Origin of the sequence: Nitrosomonas sp. Nm58, assembly GCF_900107335.1 — a bacterium.
Lineage (GTDB): Bacteria > Pseudomonadota > Gammaproteobacteria > Burkholderiales > Nitrosomonadaceae > Nitrosomonas.
In genome coordinates this window covers 13,515-36,966 of sequence record NZ_FNPQ01000006.1, presented here as the reverse complement: position 1 = coordinate 36,966, position 23,452 = coordinate 13,515, and the positions used below count along the sequence as shown (strand labels likewise).

The following is a 23,452-nucleotide window of genomic DNA, read 5'->3' as shown; positions in this document are numbered from 1 at the left end:
CTATAGCTAAATCTTACGAAATGCCAACGTGCCGTTAGTTCCCCCAAACCCGAAGGAGTTTGATATTGCTAAATTGATTTTCATATCTCTGGCAGTATTGGGAACATAATCCAAATCACACTCTGGATCAGGTTCAAAAAGATTAATAGTAGGTGGTACGAGTTGATGGTATAGAGTCAGTACAGAAAATATGGCCTCTATTCCACCAGCAGCCCCTAATAAGTGACCAGTCATTGATTTGGTAGAATTGATAACAAGTTTTCTTGCATGATCGCCAAAACACCGTTTGATTGCAATCGTTTCGGCTATATCGCCCAAAGGAGTCGAGGTGCCATGAGCATTGATATAGTTAACCTCATTGGTGTTAACACCTGCGGTCTTAAGAGCGTTTGACATACATCGGGCTGCTCCTTCGCCATCTTCGCACGGGGCAGTCATGTGATGTGCATCCGCGCTCATACCGAATCCAACGAGTTCTGCATATATTTTTGCACCACGTTGTTTTGCATGTTCCAGTTCTTCTAAAACTAAAATACCGGCGCCTTCACTTAAAACAAAGCCATCTCTATCTCTATCCCAGGGACGGCTGGCTGAAGCGGGGTCATCATTCCGGACTGATAGAGCTCTGGCTGAAGAAAATCCCCCAATCGCAAGCGGACTTACACATGATTCTGCACCACCGCAAACCATAATATCTGCATCCCCATATTCAATCATGCGTGCGGAGCTACCAATAGTATGGGTAGAAGTAGTGCATGCAGTCACAATAGCCAAATTGGGACCTTTATATCCGAACATGATAGATAGATTACCGGATATCATGTTGATGATAGTACTGGGTATGAAAAACGGAGAAATTTTACGTGGCCCGCCAGCATGATAAGCAGTATCAGTATCTTCAATCATTGGCAGGCCACCGATACCAGAGCCAATATTAACGCCTATACGTTCTGGATCAAGCCCTGCCAGATCTTCAACACCCGCATCTTCTATTGCTTGGATTGCCGCTGCCATGCCGTAATGAATAAAAATATCCATTCGGCGCGCATCCTTTGCTGATAGATACTGCGTAATTTCGAAATCCTTAACTTCGCCAGCAATTTGTGAAGAAAAAGATGAAGCATCAAAGCGAGTGATCTTGGTAATGCCAGATTTTCCAGCAACAATGTTCTGCCAGGCATCAGAAACATTATTTCCTACAGGTGAAACAATACCTAGTCCTGTAACGACTATCCTACGTTTGGACAAAAATAACTCCGGTAGATAAAGATAGAAGAAAAATTAATGAGAGGTATGCTGATTAACGTAGTCAATCGCTTCTTGAACAGTATTGATTTTTTCAGCTTGTTCGTCAGGAATCTCGCACTCAAATTCCTCTTCCAATGCCATAACAAGCTCTACGGTATCAAGCGAATCAGCACCTAAGTCATTTACAAAAGAGGATTCATTTTTGACGTCTGCTTCATTTACACCTAATTGTTCGGCTACAATTTTTTTAATGCGTTGTTCTATATCTGTATTTTCCATCTATACACCCTTCCTGTCTACGTGAGAAAATCTAAACAATTTTAACAAATTTCTTATACTAACAAAACTAACACCTTTACTACATTCAGGCTATTTCTAACAAAGCTTTTTATTAATAGGATCATTTGACATAAAGATTAATGCCGTAATTTGGAAGGTTTTCTCCAAATTACTAAATTCAATTAATCCATATACATTCCACCATTCACGTGTAAAGTCGTGCCTGTAATGTAACTTGCTGCTGGAGAAGCTAGAAAGACTGCTGCTGACGCTATATCTGCTGGGTGCCCCAATCTTCCTAATGGAATATGCTGGATTAGATTTTGCTGCTGCTCAGCGGTAAGAGATCGCGTCATATCAGTATCGATAAACCCAGGAGCAATGCAATTAATGGTAATATTTCGGCTTCCTACCTCACGCGCTAGTGATTTACTGAAACCGATCATACCAGCTTTGGCTGCAGCATAATTTGTTTGTCCGGGGTTGCCGGTTACCCCGACAACAGATGAAATATTAATAATCCGTCCTGAGCGAGCTTTCATCATGGAGCGTAGTACAGCGCGACTTAGGAGGAATACCGATTTTAGGTTGGTTTCGATGATTTCATCCCATTCTTCATCTTTCATTCTGGCCAGTAAATTGTCGCGAGTGATTCCAGCATTATTGACCAATATACTAATCTCACCAAATATTTCACGGATAGTTTCAATGGCGCTATTAATTTGTGCAATGCTGTTGACATTCATTGCTAGGCCCATTCCTTTTATTTGGGCTTCTTTTAGATACTGACTGATAATTTCTGCGCCATCCTGAGTTGTCGACGTACCTATTACAATAGCACCATGCTTGCCTAACTCAGAGGCTATAGCTTGTCCAATTCCTCGGCTGGCGCCTGTAACTAAAGCTACTTGGGTGTCTAACATTATTTCTCCGTTTGATAATATATTGGCTGCAATTTATTTCAATATATCGATTGTCTGTTTGAGGGTATTACTATCCGTCAGTGATAAGCTTTTTAATTTTCCATCGATACGCTTTGTCAAACCGGTTAATACCTTGCCTGGTCCACATTCGACGACATGATCTACACCCGCTGATACAAAAGCGCGAATGGTTTCTGTCCATCGTACTGGACTATATAGCTGCTTTGCCAATATTTCTCTGATAGACGCGGCCTCATAATGCTGTTGTACATCTACATTATGCAAAATGGGGATCGTGGGTGATTCAAACGATATTTTCTCAAGTAATTGACGCATTTTTTCTGCGGCTGGTTTCATGAGTGAGCAATGTGATGGAATACTCATTGGCAACAACACTGTTAGCTTCGCGCCTTTTGCTTTGGATAGCTCCATTGCATGCTGTACCGCATTTTTATGGCCGGCGATGACTACTTGACCGGGTGAGTTGAAATTAGCGGGTTCTAATAACATTCCTTCGTAATTACTCATAACCTCAGTACAAACTGCTCGTACTTCATCATCATCTAATCCTACTATTGCCGCCATGCCACCCACACCTTCCGGGACACACTCTTGCATGATTTTTGCGCGATAACTTACCAGCCTTAGTGCATCAGAAAAACTTAAAACTCCCGATACAACGAGTGCCGTATACTCCGCCAAGCTGTGTCCTGCTAAGTAATCTGGTTTTTTTCCTCCCAAGCTTTCCCATGCGCGATAAACTGAGACCCCAGCCGTTAACATAATGGGCTGTGTATTGATTGTTGAGTTAATATCTTCAGCTGAACCTTGATTAACCAATATCCATAAATCCTGCTTAAGAATATCAGCAGCCTCAGAAAATGTTTCGTGCATCAATGGGAGATCTGCGTAACCTTTCATCATGCCGATTGATTGCGATCCCTGTCCAGGAAAAACAAATGCAGTTTTCATGTATCACCAGCGCAGTAGTACTGACCCCCAAGTAAAACCGCCGCCAACACCTTCCAGTAAGACATACTGGTCAGTTTTAATACGTCCGTCACGTGCGGCAATGTCCAAAGCTAACGGTACAGAAGCGGCGGAAGTGTTACCATGCTGATCGACAGTCGTAACCACTTTTTTCATTGGAATTCCAAGTTTCTTGGCAGTAGATTTTATGATACGGATGTTTGCTTGATGGGGAATCAACCAATCAATATCGGATGCTTGTAAATTATTAGCTGTGATGGCCTCAGACACCGCCTCTTCTAAAACTTTAACTGCAAATTTGAATACAGTGTTTCCTTCCATAGTAATAAAAGGTGAGCCTTGAATTTTACCGCCACAGATATTACCCGGTGCTGCAAGTACTTTGTTATAGCTTCCGTTGGCATGCAAATGACTTGAAAGTATTCCAGGTTGATTGCTTTGCGTCAATACTACAGCCCCAGCGCCATCGCCAAATAAAACACAAGTGCTACGGTCAGTCCAATCAAGAATGCGTGAATATACTTCGGTTCCTACAACCAGTGCATTTCGACACTTGCCAGAACTGACAAACATGTCAGCCGTAGCCAGAGCATAAATAAAGCCGCTACATACCGCTTGCACATCAAATGCTGGGCCATCACTAATGCCAAGTTTATCCTGCAGAATACAAGCAGTGCTCGGAAAAATCATGTCCGGGGTTGTCGTAGCCAGAATGATCAGATCAATCTCTTGAGCTTGAATACCTGCTGCATCTATAGCTCTGCGACTTGCTTCCAGCGCAAGATCACTTGCCATCTGATTCTCAGCCGCAATATGGCGTTGGATAATGCCAGTGCGAGCACGTATCCATTCATCACTGGTATCCACCATACGCTCGAGATCATGATTAGTCAGAATTTTTTCAGGTAAATAACTGCCTGTTCCAATGATTCTTGAGTACATTTTTATTGTTTCATTCCACAGTAGCTGAATTGAATTTATTTTTTTTGATATTGTGTTGTAATTCTGCTATGTGTTCACTGATATGACGCAACATTCCCCCGCGCACTTCCTCAGTGGCCCGTTTGATGGCTGCACAAAATGCATGCCTATCAGCAGATCCATGGCTTTTTATAACAATGCCACGTAGCCCAAGCAGGCTGGCACCATTGTACTGGCGATGATCAACTCGTCGTTTGAAAGCGTTGATAACAGGCAAAGCTACGAGTCCTGCAGCTCGCGAAAATATATTGCGTCTGAATTCTTGGCGTAAAAAAGTAGCGAGCATTTGCGCTACGCCTTCTGAAGTTTTTAAGGCAACATTGCCAACAAAACCATCACAAACCACGACGTCTGTTGTTCCCTTATAAATATCATCACCTTCGATGTTTCCGTAGAAATTTAATCCGCTATCGCGTAGTAGTTCTGCTGCCTGCTTGACCACTTCATTGCCTTTGATATCTTCTTCGCCTATATTTAGCAAACCAATGCTCGGGGATTTCTTATTCTCAATGGAAGATACCAGCGTTGCGCCCATCATACCAAATTGTAGTAGGTGTTCAGCAGTGCAATTGACGTTTGCACCTAAATCCAATATGTAGGTGTGTCCTGTAATGGTAGGCAAAACAACTGCAAGCGCTGGTCTATCAATACCTTGTATGGTTTTTAGAACAAATCGAGAGGTTGCTAATAACGCTCCTGTATTACCAGCACTGATGCATGCCTGTGCTTCACCACTTTTAACCAAATTAATCGCAACACGCATGGAGGAGTCTTTTTTGTTTCGCAAAGCTAATGCCGGAGGCTCATCCATACTTACCACCTCACTGGCAGCATATAGTCTTATTCGTGAACTGAGAGGCATATTAACGGCGCGTAATTCGGTTTTGATCGCATCAGGAATTCCGACCAAAATAATATCTACCTCAGGGTCGCGAAGTAAATACTCCACTGCTGAAGGAACTGTAACATGTGGGCCATGATCACCGCCCATACAATCAATCGCCACAGTGATGTTCACTTTAGATTACTCTTGATAGTACGCTATGACAGTTGCGGGTAGTGTTTGATGAAATCAAAGGCGAGATATATACGGAATCTATTCGTCGTTTTTGGTTTTAATGACTTTCTTGCCGCGGTAGTATCCATTAGGGCTAATATGGTGACGTAAGTGTACTTCCCCAGTAGTAGGCTCTATGGCTAAAGGTGGGTTAGTCAGAAAATCGTGGGAACGATGCATGCCACGCTTGGAAGGGGATTTTTTATTTTGCTGAACAGCCATAATATGTTGACTCCAAATTAAACTTTAGTATGTTTACTTCTTTAACGACTTCAATGAAATAAAGGGGTGTTTCTTTTCTGAAGTGCTGATAGTAATGTTATTTATTGAGCACTCATTCTCCTGGTGACGAGGAGAAATGGGTAAACTCAGAATGATCTCATCCTCAATAAGTGTTAATGCATCAATATCAGGAGATGCTAGAATGGCATCAACTGAATTATCTTCATCATAATATGAGTACTCATCTTGATTTCTTGCTATTAGCAAACTAGTTTTCACATCCAATGTATGTTCTAGCTTACTGAGGCAACGCTGACAACAAAGAGTAACCATTCCTGTGATCATTATTTTGAGTGTCGGTCTACCTTTTTCGTCAAAAACACCACTTATCGAGTAAACAATCTCTCCAGAATGATCCAGTAAATATTCGCGTAAACGTTCCAATTCAGCGGGCAAGATTCTACCATGATGTACCTCGGAATTGCGGACAAAATTGAGAGAATCTATGATAAAGCGTTTATGCGTAAACATTGCATGCTATATTTTTTATAATTAGGTGTCAAAATTCTATTGTAACTATTATAACATTTTGAAAAAACAGTATGTTCACCCAAGACTTATTTTGGGATCCAGTTCATTATATCGCCGCGAACTACTTCAGCGTCTAAAACTTCCTTTTGAATCGGTAAGTCCGGCAATTGATGAAACACCTTTGCAAGATGAAATGCCTGAAGCCACTGCCCTTAGATTGGCTGAAGATAAAGCACATGCTATAGCTGCAATTTATAGCGATGCTCTTATCATAGCTGCGGATCAGGTCGCTGTGCTGGGAAGTACTCAATTAGGTAAGCCCATGAATCATGCTAATGCGGTCAAGCAGTTACATTTTATGCAGGGTAAAGAGGTTGTTTTTCATACAGCGCTATGTTTATTGAATAGTCGCACTAACCGACTGCAAAAAAGGATTGTTCCGTATTTTGTTAAATTTCGCGAGTTAAGCGATCAACAAATTGAGCGTTATCTGTCCAAAGAGCAGCCTTATCATTGTGCGGGAAGTGCTAAATCTGAAGGTCTCGGGATTGCATTGATCGAGCGAATGAGGGGAGATGATCCAAATGCTCTGATTGGACTGCCGCTTATTGCATTAGTAGAAATGTTGATGCAAGAAGGAGTAGAAATTATTTGAATTTTTTCTTTACAGTCATCAACGGATCAATTAGCCTGATAATTTTTAATGCTTTAAACAAAGATCTGCAAGCAATATGATTAGCAGTGATAGATTTCCAATATGCGTAAGCGATTAACTATTAATTCTGTCATCTTGATTTTTTTCGTGAGCATGCTCACGAATACATTAGGTTGGTCGTTTAATGACAAGGTCTTCGCTCATGAACTGGATCATCACTATCATGCTGCTTTGTTTACTGCTGATCCACAAAAGCATCTTGATCTGCACCATGCTCTTGGTGATAACGGTGAGCTGGATGCGGCTACGCATTTATGTCTTCATGCAGCCGGACAATATCAGCCTTTTTTTGTGAATTCACCGTTTCTGATAATGGCCTCAGTTGCTGAGGCAGAAGTTTTGACGGTATTTGTTTCTGAAATCATTCCTGAATCTATTCCAGATTCTCTTTTCCGTCCTCCTCGAAAGAATCCTGCCACTCTATAGTTGAATCCCTAGATCATGCGAGTGGTTTGAGTGTCGTATGATTAGGGTGTGATGCCCTCATCATTATTCAAATAAGCCGTATTCGCGGTGTAGATATGGCGTGATTCAACAGCGCTGCCAATCTGCTCGTCATTGCGAGCACAAGCTAAAAGTATTAACGCTTTTGCAGAGGATGCTATGAAATTTAGATTACGACACAAGGTGTTACAGGTTTGCCTGCCGCATAAAGTACAAATCTTAATCCTGTTTCTGGTAATTTTTTGCTACCCATTCCGGGTGATGGCAAGTTCTGATTCAATAGGTTTAAATACCGATAAGCCTTTGAATTCTCTTGCACAGTCGTTGCCCGCTGAAGAGGTCGATTTAACCTTGCGTGATGTATTGGAGCTCATGTTGCAAAACAATCCTGAGCTTGCATCTTTTTCTAAGGAGATACTTGCTTTTGAAGGAACAAAACTTCAGGCAAGTAAGTTTAGGAATCCTGATTTCACTGTCGAAGCAGAAGATGTTAATTCCTCCAACTCAGCGCTTCAACGATTTACCACTTTCCGGATCAGTCAGTTAATCGAACTGGGTGGAAAACGTAGTGCAAGGATAAATGTGGCATCGCTAGGGCAGGAATTAGCGGATAAAAGTTATGAAGCCAAAAAGCTGGAGCTGATTGCAAGAACAGCTAATATGTTTATCGATGTATTGGCAGGACAAGAGCGGTTGCGGGTGGCAGAGGAAACTTTACAGCTGACACAGAAAGTAGTCGATTCAGCTTCTAAGCGGGTCGAGTCAGGTAAGGCGCCCCCAATCGAGGAAACACGATCCAAGGTTGCGCTTTCAACAGCGAATATCGAGCTTGAGCAAGCGAGACGAGATCTCGCTTCAACGCGTACACAATTGGCGCTCTTGTGGGGCAGTGCCATGCCGCAATTTGGCAAAGTACTGGGAGATCTTGAGTCGACTGTCGTGATCCCGGTTTTTGAAGTGCTAGAACGGCGTATTCTAAATAATCCTTTGGCGTTACGCAGTGTTAAAAATATCGAACATCGTAAAGCGATTATCGAACTTGAGAAGTCGAGGCGCATTCCTGATGTAACGCTGGGAGGCGGGGTAAGGCGCTACTTGGTAACTGAAGATACCACTGCAGTTGTCAACTTATCCATACCGATTCCGGTATTTGACCGGAATCAGGGCAATTTGCAGGAAGCTTATCAGCGTTTGAACAAGGCGAAGGATGAACAGACTGCGGCCGAGTTGTTACTAAGAACAGAGCTGTCGCGGGCGTATCAGGCATTACTGGCGGCGCAGAATGAGATTAAGCTGCTGCATGATGAGGTGTTGCCAGGCGCCAGAAGTGCATTTGAGGTGGCGAATAGAGGTTATGAGCTGGGGAGGTTCAGCTTCCTGGAAATGCTTGATGCGCAGCGTGCTTTGTTTCAGAACCGGGTTTTGTATGTGCGTGCACTTGCTAATTATCAGCGGTTGATCAATGAAATCGAGCGTTTAATCGCGGCGCCGATTGATGATTTTCTCAGCATGAGTGATACACGCCAATCTGAAGACAATCTGGAATACAAGGAATAAGCAATGGATAAAACACGATGGATGCCTATTGTGATCGTGATCATCATCGGTATTGTTCTAAGTGGACTCATTCTAACCCTAGGTAAATCCACTGCACCTCGTTCGATAGATGCAACAACGAGTGAGGGGAAGGGGGTGTCTGCTATTGATTCTGCATCTGGGGAGAGGGATGGTCAGTATCAACCGGCTCAAGGTCCCAGAGGAGGAAAGCTTTTTACGACAGATGATTTTAGTGTGGAAGTAACTATTTTTGAAAAAGGGGTGCCCCCCCAATTTCGGCTTTATCTTTACCGTGAAGGCGGGTTGATTCCGCCTGCTGAGGCGAATGTCAGTATTACATTGACACGCCTGGGTGCACCCGCCCAATTATTCCGCTTTACACCCGAAGGCGATTATCTGATCGGTGATCAAGAGGTAGAAGAGCCGCACTCTTTTGATGTGGTGATTGTAGCAGAATGGAACGGCAAGACTTTTCGTTGGGGGTATAGCCAGGTCGAGGCCCGGGTAGAAATGTCGGACGAGACATTGAAAAGTACTGGCGTTCAAATTGCTACAGCGATCCCTGCAATTATTAAACCAACGCTCAGATTGCCTGGAGAAATCATTTTTAATGAACATACCATCCTGCAAGTTGTTCCGCGTATACCAGGCATGGTGATTTCGGTCGAACGCCATCATGGCCAGCAGGTACAAAAAGGAGAGATGCTGGCAGTTATTGAAAGTCCCATGCTGGCTGATTTGCGCAGTCAATATCTCATTGCGCGCAAACGACTGGCATTAGCACAAACCACCTATGAACGTGAAAAACAATTATGGGAAGAAAAGATCACTGCCAAGCAGGAGTATCTAACGGCCCAGCAGCAATGGGATGAAGCCAAAATCGCGCTGGAACTTGCATCTGAAAGGCTACACGCCCTTGGGGTAAGTCCTGAATCTGCTCATTCGGGAAAGAATCTTTCCCGTTATGAAATTCGTGCGCCGATTCCGGGCGTTATTACCGAAAAAGCGATCGTCTTGGGGGAAGCGGTTAAAGAGGATAAAGCAATTTTTACGATTGCCGATGTCTCGACAATATGGGCAGCGATCACGGTTTATCCAAAAGATTTGAGTGTAGTTAAAGTCGGACAGCAAGCAACGATTAAGGCGACAGCATTTGATGTGGAAGGGGAGGGGACTGTCACCTATGTAACGACGTTGATCGGTGGACCAACACGTGCAGCTACAGCGCGTGTCGAACTGGATAACCATGATGAGAGATGGCGGCCCGGCATGTTTGTCAATGCCGAGCTGGTAGCAGAAGAAATACAGGTGCCTGTAGCGGTATTGGTAGAAGCGATTCAAACATTACGTGATTGGTCGGTCGTATTTGCTCGTTACGGAAACTATTTCGAAGCACGACCACTGGAGCTTGGTCGGAGTGATGGCACGATGGTTGAAGTGCTCAAGGGATTATCTGCCGGGGAACAATATGCGGCAGGTAACAGCTTTGCCATTAAAGCTGAACTGGGTAAAACTGGTGCGAGTCACGATCACTAATTCATCCAGTCACCTCAGCGGAGTCAGTCATCATGCTTGAACGAATTTTACATCTATCCATTCATCATCGCGGACTGATACTCGTAGCAGTGCTGATGATGGCCGTGGTTGGTATTTATAGTTACCAAAAGCTACCCATTGATGCCGTGCCAGACATTACTAATGTTCAGGTACAGATTAATACGGTAGCGGCGGGCTATTCGCCAGTCGAAGTGGAGCAGCGCATTACTTTTCCGGTTGAGACCATCATGGCGGGCCTGCCCAATCTTGATTATACCCGCTCTCTTTCTCGCTATGGCTTGTCTCAGGTAACGGTGATATTCGAGGATGGAACGGATATCTATTTCGCGCGCCAGTTGGTCAGTCAGCGTATCCAGGAAGCTAAAGGCAGGCTGCCTGTCGGAATCGAACCTACGATGGGGCCAATTTCCACGGGATTGGGAGAGATTTTCATGTGGACAGTCGGGACTGAGAAAGGCGCCCGCAAACCCGATGGTACCGCTTATACAGCCACTGATCTGCGGGAAATCCAGGATTGGATTATTCGACCTCAGCTACGCATGGTTCAAGGTGTGACTGAAGTGAATTCAATAGGGGGATTCGTCAAACAGTTTCATGTTACACCTTATCCAGAAAAACTGATTGCTTACGGTTTGACGATTCAGGATGTGGTAACCGCTTTGGAGCGTAACAATCTCAATGTCGGCGCTGGATATATCGAAAAAAGCGGTGAACAGTATTTGGTTCGCCTACCTGGTCAGGTTACCAACCTTGATGAAATTGGCAATATCACACTTGGCTCTCGGCAGGGTATCCCGATACGCGTTAAAGATGTGGCGGATATTTTGATCGGTAAGGAATTGCGCACAGGGGCTGCCACCCAAAACGGTCAAGAAGTCGTGTTAGGTACGGTGCATATGCTGATCGGGGAGAATAGCCGGATCGTTTCTCAGGCAGCTGCCAAGAAGCTGGCTGAAATCAATCGCAGCTTGCCTGAAGGCATCGTGGCTAAACCAGTTTATGACCGTACGACACTGGTGGACAAAACCATCCATACCGTGGCCACTAATCTATTGGAAGGCGCAGCGCTGGTCATCGTGGTGCTGCTTCTGTTCTTGGGGAATCTGCGCGCTGCATTGATTGCTGCGTTGGTTATTCCGTTATCAATGCTGTTTACGTTTAGTGGAATGGTGGCTAATCATGTCAGCGCTAACCTGATGAGTCTGGGCGCGCTCGATTTTGGTATTATCGTGGATGGGGCAATTGTTATTGTCGAGAATAGTATTCGTCGCTTAGCACATGAGCAAGGAAGATTGGGGCGGACGTTAACGCTTTCCGAGCGCCTTGAGTTGGTATTCGATGCAACCAAAGAAGCGCGCCGGGTACTGATTTATGGTGAATTGATCATCATCATCGTTTATCTTCCTATTTTTGCGTTAACAGGTGTGGAAGGTAAAATGTTCCATCCCATGGCTTCTACAGTTGTGACAGCGCTAGTTGGGGCAATGATTCTTTCCATTACTTTTGTTCCGGCGGCCGTAGCGCTTTTTCTTTCCGGCAAAGTCACAGAAAAAGAGAGTCTGGTCGTAACCTGGGCAAAGCGTATTTATAAGCCTATGCTGATCGCAGCGATGCGTAATCATGGACTTACGATCACTATCGCTGTGGTCATTGTGGTGCTTTCAGGCTTGCTGACAACCCGCATAGGAAGTGAATTTGTTCCGAGTCTGAACGAAGGGGATATTGCGCTGCATGCCCTCCGTATCCCTGGTACCAGTCTGACGACGGCGGTTGAAATGCAGAACGAGCTAGAGGAAACCATCAAGTCATTTCCTGAAGTAGATGGGGTATTTTCCAAGATTGGAACTGCTGAAATTGCAACTGATCCCATGCCGCCCAGCGTGGCAGATATCTTCATCATGCTTAAGCCGCAATCAGAATGGACCGGATCTTATCGTACTAAAGCAGAATTAATTGCCGCAATGGAAGAGATGGTGCTGAAAGTACCCGGTAACAATTATGAATTTACCCAACCCATACAAATGCGTTTTAACGAGCTGATATCGGGCGTACGTGCAGATGTTGCAGTAAAAGTGTTTGGCGACGATATGGATACGTTGTTTGAAGTAGGTGAGCAGATTGAAAAGCTGCTGAGCACTGTTTCAGGCGCATCAGATGTCAGGGTTGAGCAAGTCACCGGCCTGCCTGTACTTTCCATCCAAATGGATCGGGCAAAGATGGCGCGGTTTGGATTGAATGTGACCGATGTGCAGGATGCCGTTGCGATTGCGATGGGCGGGCGAAGCGCTGGGCTTATTTTTGAGGGTGATCGCCGTTTTGATCTGCAAGTGCGGTTGCCTGAACATTTACGGGGTGATATTGAAACACTCAAGCGCCTGCCAATTGGTGTGCCTGCTTTAAACATAGCAGGGATTGGAAATATGTCTCCAGCAGCTGTTACACCTGCATATGTGACGCTGGGTGAAGTGGCTAACTTTCAAATTGTCCAGGGCCCTAACCAGGTCAGTCGTGAAAATGGCAAGCGGAGGGTGGTCGTGACCGCAAATGTGCGCGGCCGAGACCTGGGTTCTTTCGTCAGTGAAGCGGAAGCACTGATTGCTGAAAAAATACGAATCCCCACCGGATATTGGGTGACATGGGGGGGGCAGTTTGAACAAATGATTTCCGCTGCTCAACGACTTCAGATCGTGATTCCAGTCGCACTTGGGCTGATCCTGATTTTGTTATATACAATGTTTGGCAATTTCCGTGATGGACTGTTAATGTTTACAGGCGTCCCATTTGCGCTGACGGGTGGTGTGATGGCGCTATGGTTACGTGATATTCCCTTGTCCATTTCTGCAGGAGTAGGTTTTATTGCACTTTCTGGTGTGGCTGTATTGAATGGTCTGGTGATGCTGGCCTTTATTCGTAATTTGCGAGAACAGGGGCTGGCATTGGATGATGCGGTTCAGCAAGGCGCACTTACCCGGCTGCGCCCTGTGTTGATGACAGCGCTGGTGGCTGCAATTGGTTTTGTTCCGATGGCGCTGGCTACGGGTACGGGTGCAGAAGTGCAGCGACCATTGGCCACCGTGGTGATTGGGGGTATCTTGTCTTCCACGGCGCTGACGTTACTGGTCTTGCCGGTGCTCTATCAATGGATTTACAGGCAAGCAGGGATTCGGTCTGAGCGCTACTATGATTAATTCTAATTGGCATGAGCCTATGGTAGCGATGGGATAACGTTATGAGCAACGATGTTTTGCTGGGGACAATGGTTTTATAGCGTTTTGTTTTATAGTGCAAGGAGGTCTTGTCGATTTTTTTTACAGATGCAATATTTGCAACTGTATTTGGGAAAAACTATGAAGTTGCATACTATTGTTTTTATTTGTTTAGTTGCATAATGCGCAGCGATGGTATGTATCTTGCTTCATATAAATTGAGAGAAAGGGTGCGATCATAATTATTTCTTGCTAAGTGGAAGTACCCGAATAAAATGGACTGGTGATATACTGCATAAGCAGGCATCGTTGGTAACGATCAGGAAAGCTGGGATAACAATAGATCCCTGCTCATCGTGAAGGAGTATTGGAAATGTCAAAAGATAAATTTCAGAAGCAATCGGATCCGATCAAGGATTCATCAACCGTTTCACCAGAGCATAATCGTAGGCGGCTGCTCAAAAATACCGTTGCTATTCCAATTATCATGACGCTGAGTAGCAGTGTTGCGGCTCAAGTAGCGCGCACGAGTAATCTAGTCACTCCGATTGAGAATTTGGATGTTGCAGCGAAGAGTACGAACGGGGATTTACTGTGTGTCCATCCCGGTCCTGATGGGAGTGTGGATGTTGTAAATGAAAGACCCGTTGATCTAGGTACCCTCCCATCGGTGACGGTTGATAGTGCGGATAGTGCTGATCTGCAAGCTAGCGCATGTCAAAGGGAAGGAGGAATCTTGATTTCAGCTACTGCCTATGCCTCTCTGAGTGGTAAAGGAGTCTTGCCAGATTCTAGTATATTGTAAGAGCTTTTATATATATATATTATATTGATTAAGTAGTTTTCGAATAAGAGCGTGTCCTCCAAAACATCTTGGCGGTCGGTTAATTTTTCATCTTTACATATAGAAGAATGGAGTGGTGAGTATACTGTTTTTCATCCTGAATCTGGGAAAACTCATTTCTTGAATCAGATGGGATTTCAGATTCTTGTGGATCTCCATAGCCGTCCTTTGTCTGCTATTTCCGTAGATGAGATTTGTCAAAACTTGATGAACCAGTTTCAATTGCAGTCTGATACGACTTTTTCTGATCAGGTGAGTAAAACTCTTCATCGTTTTGATGAGCTGGGTTTAATAGAACAAGTAAAATAGGATCATTCATGTGATCGTTGAACAGGTTCCCGTTGAGAGATTTGTTTCTCTGCTTTCTGAGCAGGGGCTTAGAGTTAAGTTGGGACCTTTCAATGTTCAAATACGCACCAAGCTGCTACAACTAGCAAATCAGCTTTACCCTCTTTATGCTAACTATGAGTTAATTGAAGATGAAATTGCCGAATTTCATGTGCAAGTTCTGCCAAAACACTCCGTTAGGCGGCCGTTTGCTTCATTTGTTCGCTTTTTGATCGATGGGCAATCTCCCTTTCCTTCTTTTCCATCAGATCAAGCATTAGCGGTTTTAGAATGGGGGATTAATCTGGCGGTGGCTGTCCGAACTAATCATTTATTATTGTTTCATTCTGCTGTGGTAGAGAGAAATGATGGTGCAATGTTACTGCCAGCCTGGCCCGGTAGTGGTAAGACTACCTTGTGTACAGCACTGGTACATCGCGGATATCGCTTGTTCTCAGATGAATTTGGATTGATGGATCCCCAATTGGGTGATTTTCTTCCTGTACCAAGATTAATGCCACTTAAGAATCAATCTATTGGTGTGATCAGAAATTATTTGCCTGAAGCAGTGCTGGGAGATGAAATATTCAATACCCAGAAAGGCACGGTTGCACATGTTCGACCACCTAAGGAAAGTATTCAGCGAGCAGGCGAGACCGCAAAAGCCAAATGGATCGTTTTTCCCAAATGGGTTGCAAATGCACCCCTAAAACTTGAGCCATTACCTCAATCCGAAGCATTCTTATTGCTGGCCAGCAATTCATTTAATTATGGGATGCTCGGTGAGACAAGTTTTAAAGCGGTTACACAGCTGGTGAGAACTTGTCGTTGTTACAAACTCGTCTATTCTGATTTTGATCGTGTGATCGCCGCCTTGAATGAGCTGACTGATGACACGTAATTTGCCTGACCATCACAGATTACTACTTAATGCGCTGAACAATCCTGCCTCTGTAGTCGAGTATAAAATACCAGATTGGGAATTGTTATTGCGGTTGGTAAGAAGAGTGAAACTGCTTGGTTTTCTGGCGGCTGAGCTTGAGAGAAGAGATCTCCTGGATAAAATTCCTGTTCGTGCAGCCAATCAATTACGGTCTGGATTGATTCGAGCTAAAAAACTTCAGCAACTCGCTCATTGGGAATTAAATAGAATCGCTTCGGCATTAAAAGACACTCCAGTCCCGATGATTGTTCTGAAAGGCGCTGCTTATGCGCTGGCTAAGCTACCCTCAGCAGAGGGGCGGTATTTTGTGGATCTGGATATTATGGTGCCGAAAGAGAGCCTGGATCAGGTCGAGGCCTTGCTATTGAAAAAAGGGTGGAGGCATCGGGATATTTCTGCTTATGATGAGCGCTACTACCGGGCATGGAGTCATGAAATTCCTGCGCTCATCCATAGGGAGCGAGAAACAGAAATTGATATTCACCATACTATTGCGCCTGTTACGAGTAGAGTGAAAATTGATACCCGCCTCTTGTTTGATGATGCTATGACACCCAGTCATACAGATTATAAGATTCTTTGTCCTGTCGACATGGTGCTTCACTGCGCAGTTAATCTATTTCAAAATAATGAGCTGGCTGACGATCTGCGTGATTTGCTAGATCTCCATGGTTCACTGGCAGTTTTCGGTAATGAGGATCCAGGGTTTTGGAGAAAATTGATTGAACGTGCCAATCAGCTTTGTTTAGGAAAGCCACTTTTTTATGGCATCCAATTTTCTCGTCTAGTTTTTCAGACACCTGTGCCTGGAAACGTAGAAAATGAATTAAATGAGAAACCATCTATCTTTTCGCGATCGATCATGCATTTTCTAGTTCCCCCCGCTCTGTTCCCGCTGCATCCAGATAAACCATCGAAATATGCCAGATTAGCGCGTTTGCTCCTGTATCTGCGCAGTCATTGGATAAGAATGCCCCTTCATCTGCTATTACCTCATCTTACCTACAAATGTTATTTGATGGTGGTTCCAGGAAAAACAGTTGCTAAAGAATTAGGAAAATAGCTATTTTAGCTTGGAATCGGATTGAACAATAATGGCTATTCGCTCATAACAAAAAGAGTGTGGCAAGTCCTAGAAAAATAAAAAAACCTCCACTATCTGTTACAGCGGTGATCATAACACTGGATCCAATGGCTGGATCGCGACCCAATTTTTTACGAGTCAATGGAATGAGCACACCGACTAATGCGGCTAGTAGAAGGTTCAGAACCATAGCGAAAGCAATGACCAGGCCAAGCGGAATATTCTGATAAATGATATAAGTAAATAATCCAACGATGCTTCCCCATACTAAGCCATTTACCAGACCGACACCAATCTCTTTGCCAATGAGTTTAACTGTGCTGTCAGTGCTGACCTGGCCCAGTGCAATAGCGCGAACGATCATGGTAATCGTTTGATTGCCAGAATTTCCACCCACCCCTGCTACGATCGGCATGAGCGCAGCGAGTGCAACCAGTTTTTCGATGGAATCCTCAAACAGGCCAATGACGCGTGACGCAATAAAAGCTGTTACCAAATTGATGGCAAGCCACGCCCAGCGGTTCTTGACACTTTTCCAGATCGGCGCAAACAAGTCCTCTTCTTCGCTCAGACCAGCCTGGCTGAGCGCTTCACTTTCGGCTTTTTCCCGGATGAAATCTATGACTGAGTTAACGGTTATTCGCCCTAATAACTTGCCATCTACATCAACCACTGAGGCGGAAACAAGATCGTAGCGTTCAAAAGCCTGGGTTGCTTGTTGTGCTTTGTCATGAGGGTGAAATTTAGCGATTTCCTTGGTCATCGCATCGCTGACCATGACCTCGGGATCGGTGACTAATAGCTGATTCAGCAGCAATACGCCCTTAAGATATTCATTGCGATCAACGACAAACAGCTGATCGGTATGGTCTGGTAATTCACCTAAGCGCCGTAAATAACGCAATACCACCTCAAGTCTGACATCTTCGCGTATCGTAATGACGTCGAAATCCATGAGCGCACCCACAGAGTCTTCCGGGTAGGACATGGCAGCGCGCAGCTGCTCTCGCTCTGCCAGAGGCAGCGCCCGGAATACGTCCTCGATAACTTCGCTGGGTAAATCCGGTGCAAGATCGGCAATTTCATCTGCATCAAGCTGTTCGGCTGCTGCCACCAATTCGCTGCTGCCCATATCAGCAATGAGCGTTTCGCGCACAGCATCAGATACTTCGAGCAGCACCTCCCCATCATTTTCTGCCTTGACCAGACCCCATATGAAGAGGCGGTCTTCCAGTGGTAGTGTTTCCAGAATATGTGCAATATCCGCCGGGTGAAGCTTCTCGAGCATATTCTGAATGCTCGCCAGATTTTGTTTCTGGATAACGGATTCGACCAGTTCTTGCCGTGGTGAATCTTGTAGGCGCACCAACCCTTCTACCAGCCTGTACTTGCGGAGCAAATAAATTATTCGTTCCAGTTTACTTTGTAAGCCTTCATTTTCATGGTGATTATTATCTTCACTCATGGCAGATCATCCAGTAGAAAAAGGGTTGTCATAATAAACAAACAAGAAATCAACTTCAGTCAACCGCCAGACAGAGTGATTCAAATATTGTTTTTTTTGTTATATCACAGGAATGAGTGCCTGTTTTTACAGATTTGTTGCTCATGAACCAAAAGTAAAAGAAAAGGGAGGGATGTTAACCCAGTCTGGCCTCTTAAGCCAATTAGCAGAAATAGAAGAACGTGAATAGAAGAGCGTTAACAGTGGCGAGATTGCTACGTGCCAAGTCCGATAAACTTCCGGGAAATCGATTGCTGGATAAGATCTATCTCATGGGATCTGGGCTAAAGGCATGCGGCTGAGTATGATATTACTTTTCTTCAGCAACTTCTGTGCCTTGCGGTTTCTATCATAATAGCGCGGGTTAGGGATCATTGAGGCAAGAAACGCTGCCTGCCAGGCAGACAAGGCCGAGGCCGATACGCCGAAGTAATGAAGAGCCGCTGCTTCTGCGCCAAATACATCATGACCCCATTCGATCATGTTGAGATAAATTTCCAGTATCCGGCGTTTGGACATCATCTGCTCGAGCATGATGGTGATAATCATTTCCTCAAGCTTGCGCCAAACTGTTTTTTGCTCTGACAGGAACAAATTTTTTGCAAGCTGTTGACTGATGGTTGAGCCACCGACTACCCATTCACCTCGTTTGATATTTTTCTCAAGCGCATGTTGAATCGCTTGAAAATCGAAACCATTATGCTTCATGAACTGGCTGTCTTCTGAAGCGATGATTGCTCGTTTTAGGTAGGGAGAAATATGTTCATAAGCCACCCATTGATGGCGTACTGTAGCACCAGGATAATGTTGCTTTAAGATTTCCAGTCGACTCTGGATGAACGCACTCGTGTGTGGGTTATAAGTATTCCAATAAACAATGTGGAGAAGTATCCATACCAGGTAGAGCAGGGCAACGCTGAAAGATAACAACAAGAGTCGCCATCGCCAGCGGTTGAAAAGTTTTGCCATATATCTCTTGTGAGATTAGACCATTTGAGGAATTCAAATTGAATGATCGACATCCTTGTACAATGCGCGGCTTTGGTGCTTTCTAGTTTACTGTCCTTTCTTTCTTAACATTTCAATCACTTTTCTTGTTTCAGGTCTTACTCCGCGCCACAAGAAAAAAGATTCCGCCGCTTGTTCAACCAACATGCCAATGCCATCAACCAGATTACTTACGCCTTGCTGCTTGGCGAATCTCAAGAATGGCGTGAGTTCTTTGCCATACATCATGTCATAGGCAGTTGATTTTTCTGCGAAGATACCTGTCGGTAAAGAAGGTAATTCATCATGGAGACTCGCTGATGTCGCATTGATGATAATGTCGAAACGTTCTCCAGAGAAGTCCTGATAATGACCAGTTAAGATATTGCCATGAGAAGAGAATTGTTCCTGCAGCACTTGCGCTTTCTCTTTAGTACGATTGGCGATAGCAAGTATGCGTGGTTTCTGCTCCAGCAGGGGCAAAATAACGCCACGCGCAGCCCCGCCTGCTCCCATTAATAGAACGCTTTTGTCAGCAATAACAACACTCTGGTTCACCTCGATATCCCGAATCAAGCCGGCCCCGTCAGTGTTATCGCCAAGTATGCCATGATTTTCATCAAATTCGAGTGTATTGACTGCTTGCGCAGCGTTTGCCCGATCTGTTAAGCGAGTTGATATCGCATAAGCTTCCAGCTTGAATGGAAGGGTGACATTCATACCCTTGCCTCCCCGTTGCTGAAATCTCTTAACTGCCGTTTCGAAGCCATCCAAAGGCGCTAGAATAGCCTCGTACTGCATATTCTGATGAGTTTGTCGTGCAAATTCCTTGTGGATGATCGGTGATTTGCTATGGTGTATGGGGTTGCCAATCACAGCGTAAAAGTCAAGCATAACGTAAGATTGTTTGCAAAATGGACTGATGAATGAAATTTTGTATAGGTATCAAGTGGATTGAGATTGCGGGGTTTTATTTTGCAGATTATTCACTGACCAGTTTATCTGAGGGTGCAAATACCCAGGTACGGGTAATGTGTAAGATATCCGTGTCGCGACTTATATCCGGTGGGAAAGGCGCAAAACCGTTTTGTGCCGCCAGCCTGACAATGTGGATGGCCGCATCATCAAGAATCTTTGTTCCGGACGAGCGATCAATGCCAATCGACTCAAGACTGCCATCTGATCGAATACCCACCGTCAGTTGCAGGTTACCATAAAGCTTCTGCTTTCTAGCAGCCTCCGGATAATTCAGATTGCCGATGCGCTCGATCTTGAGCCGCCAGTCTTCCACATAGCGAGCAAAACGATATTCTTTCGTACGTGCACCGATAAACCTGCGTTTAGGTCGCTTCTGATATTCTTCGTATTCTTTAGCAATTTGAGACTCTAGGCGAGCGATTTCAAGGCTACGCTGTAGCAGGTCTGTGCTATCAAATGTGGGTGCTGGCTTGTTTTGAGATTGCTCTGGCTGAGGATCGTTCTGGCTGACGCGAGGTTTGCTTTCAGCGGCAGTCATGAGTTTCTTGACTTCATTTTCCAGCTGTTTTGTTTTTTGGGTTGCTTGGGCAAGATTAACTAATGGTTTGGTTTTTGGCAATACTGGAAAAGGTGATTTAGCACGCCGATCATCGTCAACATTACCGCCTCCTTCCAAATTGGCTTGCGCCAATATATTCGTCTCATTGGGTTTTTGCTCTGATTTGCTGTTGACCAGAATAACTTCTAGCGATTTTGCGACATTATTGAAAGCAGGTGCCGGCGCCTTAAAAGTGACTCCTAATACAATAATTCCATGTAGAAGCAGCGAAATCAGTATTGCGATATAGAAGCGTTTAGGTTGATAAAATGACCAAGGATGAGGCATCGAAAGGCTGTAATCTAGCATTTTGAAACGAGTAACGGATAGATAAACTTAATCAGCTTAAAGACGAGAAACATATTCTCGAGCTTATTCCTTATGTAGAAATCGTGCATTCAAGGTACATTCAATTAAATCAATTTGGGATATTTCTAACTTGACAAGTGTGCCCGGTAAGAGATCGGGTAATGGAGATACTCGTACGATCAAAGGAATGCGATCGAGCTTTACCAAGTTTTCCTTGATTACCTGTGCACCAGTTATTTTAATATCTTCCTGTAGTAACCAACGCAAACACCAGTAACGTTCCATGGTGCGTTGGAAATCGCTATATACACTATAAACTTCTTCAAAATCCCGTATTGATACCAGCAATTCATCGTTCTCTTTAGAATAGGGCGGGGTTGCATCCGTCAGTAATGCGATGAGCTGCCGCTGGTTGATTAAGTCCACGTACCGACGCATCGGTGAACTGCTCCACGCATACTGTGCGACACCCAGACCCTGATGAGGCGCTGGGGAAAGGCTCATTCTTACTTTTCCTCCATTTTGGCTGCGATAAATACCGGCAATCCCAGCATCAGCAAGTTGCTTGCCCCATTCAGTATTCGCATAAATCATTAATTCAGATACGACTCTGTCGATCGGTGAGCCACGTCGACGTTCCTGAATGGTAATGCGATCCTGTTCAACAAAGAAACTATAATCAACTTTTTCATTATTGAGGTCATTTTCCTTGCCACGTAGTATTTCCATCTTGCGGGAAAAATGCCAAAGTAAACTTAATTCATGAGCAAAAGGGTAATTCGCGAGATTTTTTCTCAGCGTTTCCTCATTAAACTGTTGTTCCAACGTATCGTGACGCAGATTGGCGATGACCCTGATTTTTTCTATCCGGCTTTGGGTGGAGGTTACAGTAAAATCGTCCGCTACATCCAAATAGAGCGAGAGTGCTGGACATAATCGTGTTTCGCTGAGAGTGCAGAGATCAATCGTTTTCTCAGGAAGCATAGTAATCTTCTGGCCAGGCAGATAGACAGTCGAAAGGCGTTTCGCAGCAGCTTTATCCAAAAGCGAGCCACGGGTAATCCCTAAAGCCGGTGCAGCTATATGGATACCAATGCGGAAGCTTCCCAGAGGGAGCGGCGCGACTGAAAAAGCATCGTCAATTTCAGTAGTGGTCGTATCGTCAATACTGAAAGCGGCCACGTTTGCTATGGGCAACTTTTCAAGATCATTGAAAACACAATCTATTTCGGATAAATTGAAAGCGGTTCCTTCAGGAAAATGCTCTCGAAGAAATTGATTAAAGTGATAATCGTGTGTAGAGGATATGGCGCCGCATTTTTCTAATAATTTGGGAACGCTGAGTTTGGTTGCAGTACAGACAGACTCAAGTGCTTTCCATTCAATAGTATTTTTATTGGGTTTATAAAGTAGGTCATCCAATTTTGACCTGAATTCCTCAGGAAGAGTGAAGGCACTCAGCTGTTGCTTATAACGAGCTTGCTGTTCTGCTTCCAGCCGCTTCTTTTCTTGACTGGCAAGTGCCGCCCGTAAAGCTTCCGGCGGAGCGGCTTTATAACGTCCTTGTCCTTTTCTGTAAAAATAGATAGGAGCGCTATTCAGAAGAATCATGATTGCAGCTACTTCTACTGGGCTAGGTGAGTACCCGAAGTAATCGGTGGCTAAAGTATGGCTCGAAAACTCTTCGCTATTCGCACAACATTCCCAGAGGAAATCAGGATCCAGATCAGCAGCAACCTGCTGCGCCTGATACATAAATTCGTATAAAGGTGGCGCCTCAAATCGTAATAATACCGATGAAGCTTTGATTTTAGAGCGCTTGCCGTGCGATGCTTCTACCTGTAAAGAAGTCATATTGTCAGCAAGAACGGCGCCGACCTTGAAAATACCAGATTCTTCGTAAAAAACGTTCACGGAATGATCCTTTCAGACGAAATAGAGGGATTTGACAAGAATCCTTGAAGCAAAGATCGCCAGAATTTCATTCATTAATCGGGTTAAGTTAATACTGAATGTTATTATATTCAACAATATGATTATTAAGTGTAATTTTTTGCAAGCTTGAGCAGCTTGTTTGGTTGATACGCGATGTAATAGCAATACAAAACAGCAAAAAGACTAAATGCAGTAAGGCAAGTATAAAGATTGAGATATTTAAAAAGGTGCGA

22 protein-coding genes are annotated in these 23,452 nt (G+C 44.4%); 9 read left to right on the top strand and 13 right to left on the bottom strand.

The annotated features are described in order from the left end of the window. Positions 1–6 precede the first annotated feature (6 nt). From fabF to BLW34_RS03975, 8 genes are all read right to left on the bottom strand, one after another. The gene (fabF, locus tag BLW34_RS04010) at positions 7–1,248 is read right to left on the bottom strand and encodes a beta-ketoacyl-ACP synthase II (RefSeq protein WP_090575934.1); all 1,242 of its coding nucleotides are present in this window, start codon (positions 1,246–1,248) and stop codon (positions 7–9) included. 33 nt (positions 1,249–1,281) lie between these two features. Then, complete coding sequence (gene acpP / locus BLW34_RS04005) at positions 1,282–1,527, bottom strand: acyl carrier protein (RefSeq protein WP_046849580.1); 246 nt, start codon at positions 1,525–1,527, stop codon at positions 1,282–1,284. Between the two features lie 182 nt (positions 1,528–1,709). Beyond that, positions 1,710–2,450 carry a 3-oxoacyl-ACP reductase FabG gene (fabG, locus tag BLW34_RS04000; protein ID WP_177165951.1) on the bottom strand — a complete coding sequence of 247 codons (741 nt, stop codon included), beginning with the start codon at positions 2,448–2,450 and terminating at the stop codon, positions 1,710–1,712. 33 nt (positions 2,451–2,483) lie between these two features. Further along, the gene (gene fabD, locus BLW34_RS03995) at positions 2,484–3,422 is read right to left on the bottom strand and encodes an ACP S-malonyltransferase (RefSeq protein ID WP_090575928.1); all 939 of its coding nucleotides are present in this window, start codon (positions 3,420–3,422) and stop codon (positions 2,484–2,486) included. 3 nt (positions 3,423–3,425) lie between these two features. Next, positions 3,426–4,382 carry a beta-ketoacyl-ACP synthase III gene (locus BLW34_RS03990; protein WP_090575925.1) on the bottom strand — a complete coding sequence of 319 codons (957 nt, stop codon included), beginning with the start codon at positions 4,380–4,382 and terminating at the stop codon, positions 3,426–3,428. A 10-nt stretch (positions 4,383–4,392) separates the two neighbouring features. Next, positions 4,393–5,439, bottom strand: a complete 1,047-nt coding sequence (plsX, locus tag BLW34_RS03985) for a phosphate acyltransferase PlsX (RefSeq protein WP_090575922.1) — start codon at positions 5,437–5,439, stop codon at positions 4,393–4,395. 78 nt (positions 5,440–5,517) lie between these two features. Further along, positions 5,518–5,700 carry a 50S ribosomal protein L32 gene (gene rpmF, locus BLW34_RS03980; RefSeq protein WP_090542364.1) on the bottom strand — a complete coding sequence of 61 codons (183 nt, stop codon included), beginning with the start codon at positions 5,698–5,700 and terminating at the stop codon, positions 5,518–5,520. A gap of 33 nt (positions 5,701–5,733) precedes the next feature. Continuing rightward, positions 5,734–6,231, bottom strand: a complete 498-nt coding sequence (locus tag BLW34_RS03975) for a YceD family protein (RefSeq protein ID WP_090575918.1) — start codon at positions 6,229–6,231, stop codon at positions 5,734–5,736. A gap of 58 nt (positions 6,232–6,289) precedes the next feature. On the opposite strand from BLW34_RS03975, the gene BLW34_RS03970 reads away from it, so the two are divergent. The 9 genes from BLW34_RS03970 (at position 6,290) to BLW34_RS03930 (ending at position 16,887) form a co-directional block, all read left to right on the top strand. After that, positions 6,290–6,886 (top strand): Maf family nucleotide pyrophosphatase, encoded by a 597-nt coding sequence (locus BLW34_RS03970; RefSeq protein WP_090575915.1) that lies wholly within the window; start codon positions 6,290–6,292, stop codon positions 6,884–6,886. A 153-nt stretch (positions 6,887–7,039) separates the two neighbouring features. After that, positions 7,040–7,372 carry a hypothetical protein gene (locus tag BLW34_RS03965; protein WP_256325026.1) on the top strand — a complete coding sequence of 111 codons (333 nt, stop codon included), beginning with the start codon at positions 7,040–7,042 and terminating at the stop codon, positions 7,370–7,372. A 177-nt stretch (positions 7,373–7,549) separates the two neighbouring features. Continuing rightward, on the top strand, positions 7,550–8,947 hold the full coding sequence (locus BLW34_RS03960) for a TolC family protein (RefSeq protein ID WP_090575912.1): 1,398 nt from the start codon (positions 7,550–7,552) through the stop codon (positions 8,945–8,947). A gap of 3 nt (positions 8,948–8,950) precedes the next feature. Beyond that, the gene (locus BLW34_RS03955; RefSeq protein ID WP_090575909.1) at positions 8,951–10,483 is read left to right on the top strand and encodes an efflux RND transporter periplasmic adaptor subunit; all 1,533 of its coding nucleotides are present in this window, start codon (positions 8,951–8,953) and stop codon (positions 10,481–10,483) included. A 32-nt stretch (positions 10,484–10,515) separates the two neighbouring features. Beyond that, on the top strand, positions 10,516–13,692 hold the full coding sequence (locus BLW34_RS03950; protein WP_090575906.1) for an efflux RND transporter permease subunit: 3,177 nt from the start codon (positions 10,516–10,518) through the stop codon (positions 13,690–13,692). Positions 13,693–14,083: 391 nt separating this feature from the next. Continuing rightward, a complete protein-coding gene (locus BLW34_RS03945) occupies positions 14,084–14,515 on the top strand; it encodes a hypothetical protein (protein WP_090575904.1) in 432 nt (143 codons plus the stop codon). Positions 14,516–14,566: 51 nt separating this feature from the next. Continuing rightward, positions 14,567–14,863: an HPr-rel-A system PqqD family peptide chaperone gene (locus BLW34_RS03940; RefSeq protein ID WP_090575902.1), complete on the top strand. Its 297-nt coding sequence runs from the start codon at positions 14,567–14,569 to the stop codon at positions 14,861–14,863. 10 nt (positions 14,864–14,873) lie between these two features. After that, positions 14,874–15,782, top strand: coding sequence for an HprK-related kinase A (locus BLW34_RS03935; RefSeq protein WP_090575900.1), 909 nt, complete (start codon positions 14,874–14,876; stop codon positions 15,780–15,782). Further along, entirely contained in the window at positions 15,772–16,887 is a 1,116-nt protein-coding gene (locus BLW34_RS03930) for a nucleotidyltransferase domain-containing protein (RefSeq protein WP_090575897.1), read from the top strand. Before BLW34_RS03935 ends, BLW34_RS03930 begins: the two co-directional genes overlap by 11 nt. Before the next feature lie 43 nt (positions 16,888–16,930). On the opposite strand, the gene mgtE is transcribed toward BLW34_RS03930, so the two are convergent. From mgtE to BLW34_RS03905, 5 genes are all read right to left on the bottom strand, one after another. Further along, a complete protein-coding gene (gene mgtE, locus BLW34_RS03925; protein WP_090575895.1) occupies positions 16,931–18,373 on the bottom strand; it encodes a magnesium transporter in 1,443 nt (480 codons plus the stop codon). Positions 18,374–18,682: 309 nt separating this feature from the next. Next, complete coding sequence (gene mtgA / locus BLW34_RS03920) at positions 18,683–19,381, bottom strand: monofunctional biosynthetic peptidoglycan transglycosylase (protein ID WP_090575892.1); 699 nt, start codon at positions 19,379–19,381, stop codon at positions 18,683–18,685. A gap of 87 nt (positions 19,382–19,468) precedes the next feature. Next, entirely contained in the window at positions 19,469–20,293 is an 825-nt protein-coding gene (aroE, locus tag BLW34_RS03915) for a shikimate dehydrogenase (protein WP_090575889.1), read from the bottom strand. Between the two features lie 88 nt (positions 20,294–20,381). Beyond that, positions 20,382–21,263: an energy transducer TonB gene (locus BLW34_RS03910; protein WP_090575886.1), complete on the bottom strand. Its 882-nt coding sequence runs from the start codon at positions 21,261–21,263 to the stop codon at positions 20,382–20,384. 84 nt (positions 21,264–21,347) lie between these two features. Further along, entirely contained in the window at positions 21,348–23,198 is a 1,851-nt protein-coding gene (locus BLW34_RS03905; protein WP_090575883.1) for a ribonuclease catalytic domain-containing protein, read from the bottom strand. Positions 23,199–23,452 lie beyond the last annotated feature (254 nt).

Coding starts and splice junctions, on each gene's coding strand:
- acpP (WP_046849580.1), bottom strand. CDS start 1,527: ATGGAAAATACAGATATAGAACAACGCATTAAAAAAATTGTAGCCGAA.
- fabG (WP_177165951.1), bottom strand. CDS start 2,450: ATGTTAGACACCCAAGTAGCTTTAGTTACAGGCGCCAGCCGAGGAATT.
- fabD (WP_090575928.1), bottom strand. CDS start 3,422: ATGAAAACTGCATTTGTTTTTCCTGGACAGGGATCGCAATCAATCGGC.
- BLW34_RS03990 (WP_090575925.1), bottom strand. CDS start 4,382: ATGTACTCAAGAATCATTGGAACAGGCAGTTATTTACCTGAAAAAATT.
- rpmF (WP_090542364.1), bottom strand. CDS start 5,700: ATGGCTGTTCAGCAAAATAAAAAATCCCCTTCCAAGCGTGGCATGCAT.
- BLW34_RS03975 (WP_090575918.1), bottom strand. CDS start 6,231: ATGTTTACGCATAAACGCTTTATCATAGATTCTCTCAATTTTGTCCGC.
- BLW34_RS03965 (WP_256325026.1), top strand. CDS start 7,040: ATGCTCACGAATACATTAGGTTGGTCGTTTAATGACAAGGTCTTCGCT.
- BLW34_RS03960 (WP_090575912.1), top strand. CDS start 7,550: ATGAAATTTAGATTACGACACAAGGTGTTACAGGTTTGCCTGCCGCAT.
- BLW34_RS03955 (WP_090575909.1), top strand. CDS start 8,951: ATGGATAAAACACGATGGATGCCTATTGTGATCGTGATCATCATCGGT.
- BLW34_RS03950 (WP_090575906.1), top strand. CDS start 10,516: ATGCTTGAACGAATTTTACATCTATCCATTCATCATCGCGGACTGATA.
- BLW34_RS03945 (WP_090575904.1), top strand. CDS start 14,084: ATGTCAAAAGATAAATTTCAGAAGCAATCGGATCCGATCAAGGATTCA.
- BLW34_RS03930 (WP_090575897.1), top strand. CDS start 15,772: ATGACACGTAATTTGCCTGACCATCACAGATTACTACTTAATGCGCTG.
- mgtE (WP_090575895.1), bottom strand. CDS start 18,373: ATGAGTGAAGATAATAATCACCATGAAAATGAAGGCTTACAAAGTAAA.
- mtgA (WP_090575892.1), bottom strand. CDS start 19,381: ATGGCAAAACTTTTCAACCGCTGGCGATGGCGACTCTTGTTGTTATCT.
- aroE (WP_090575889.1), bottom strand. CDS start 20,293: ATGCTTGACTTTTACGCTGTGATTGGCAACCCCATACACCATAGCAAA.
- BLW34_RS03910 (WP_090575886.1), bottom strand. CDS start 21,263: ATGCCTCATCCTTGGTCATTTTATCAACCTAAACGCTTCTATATCGCA.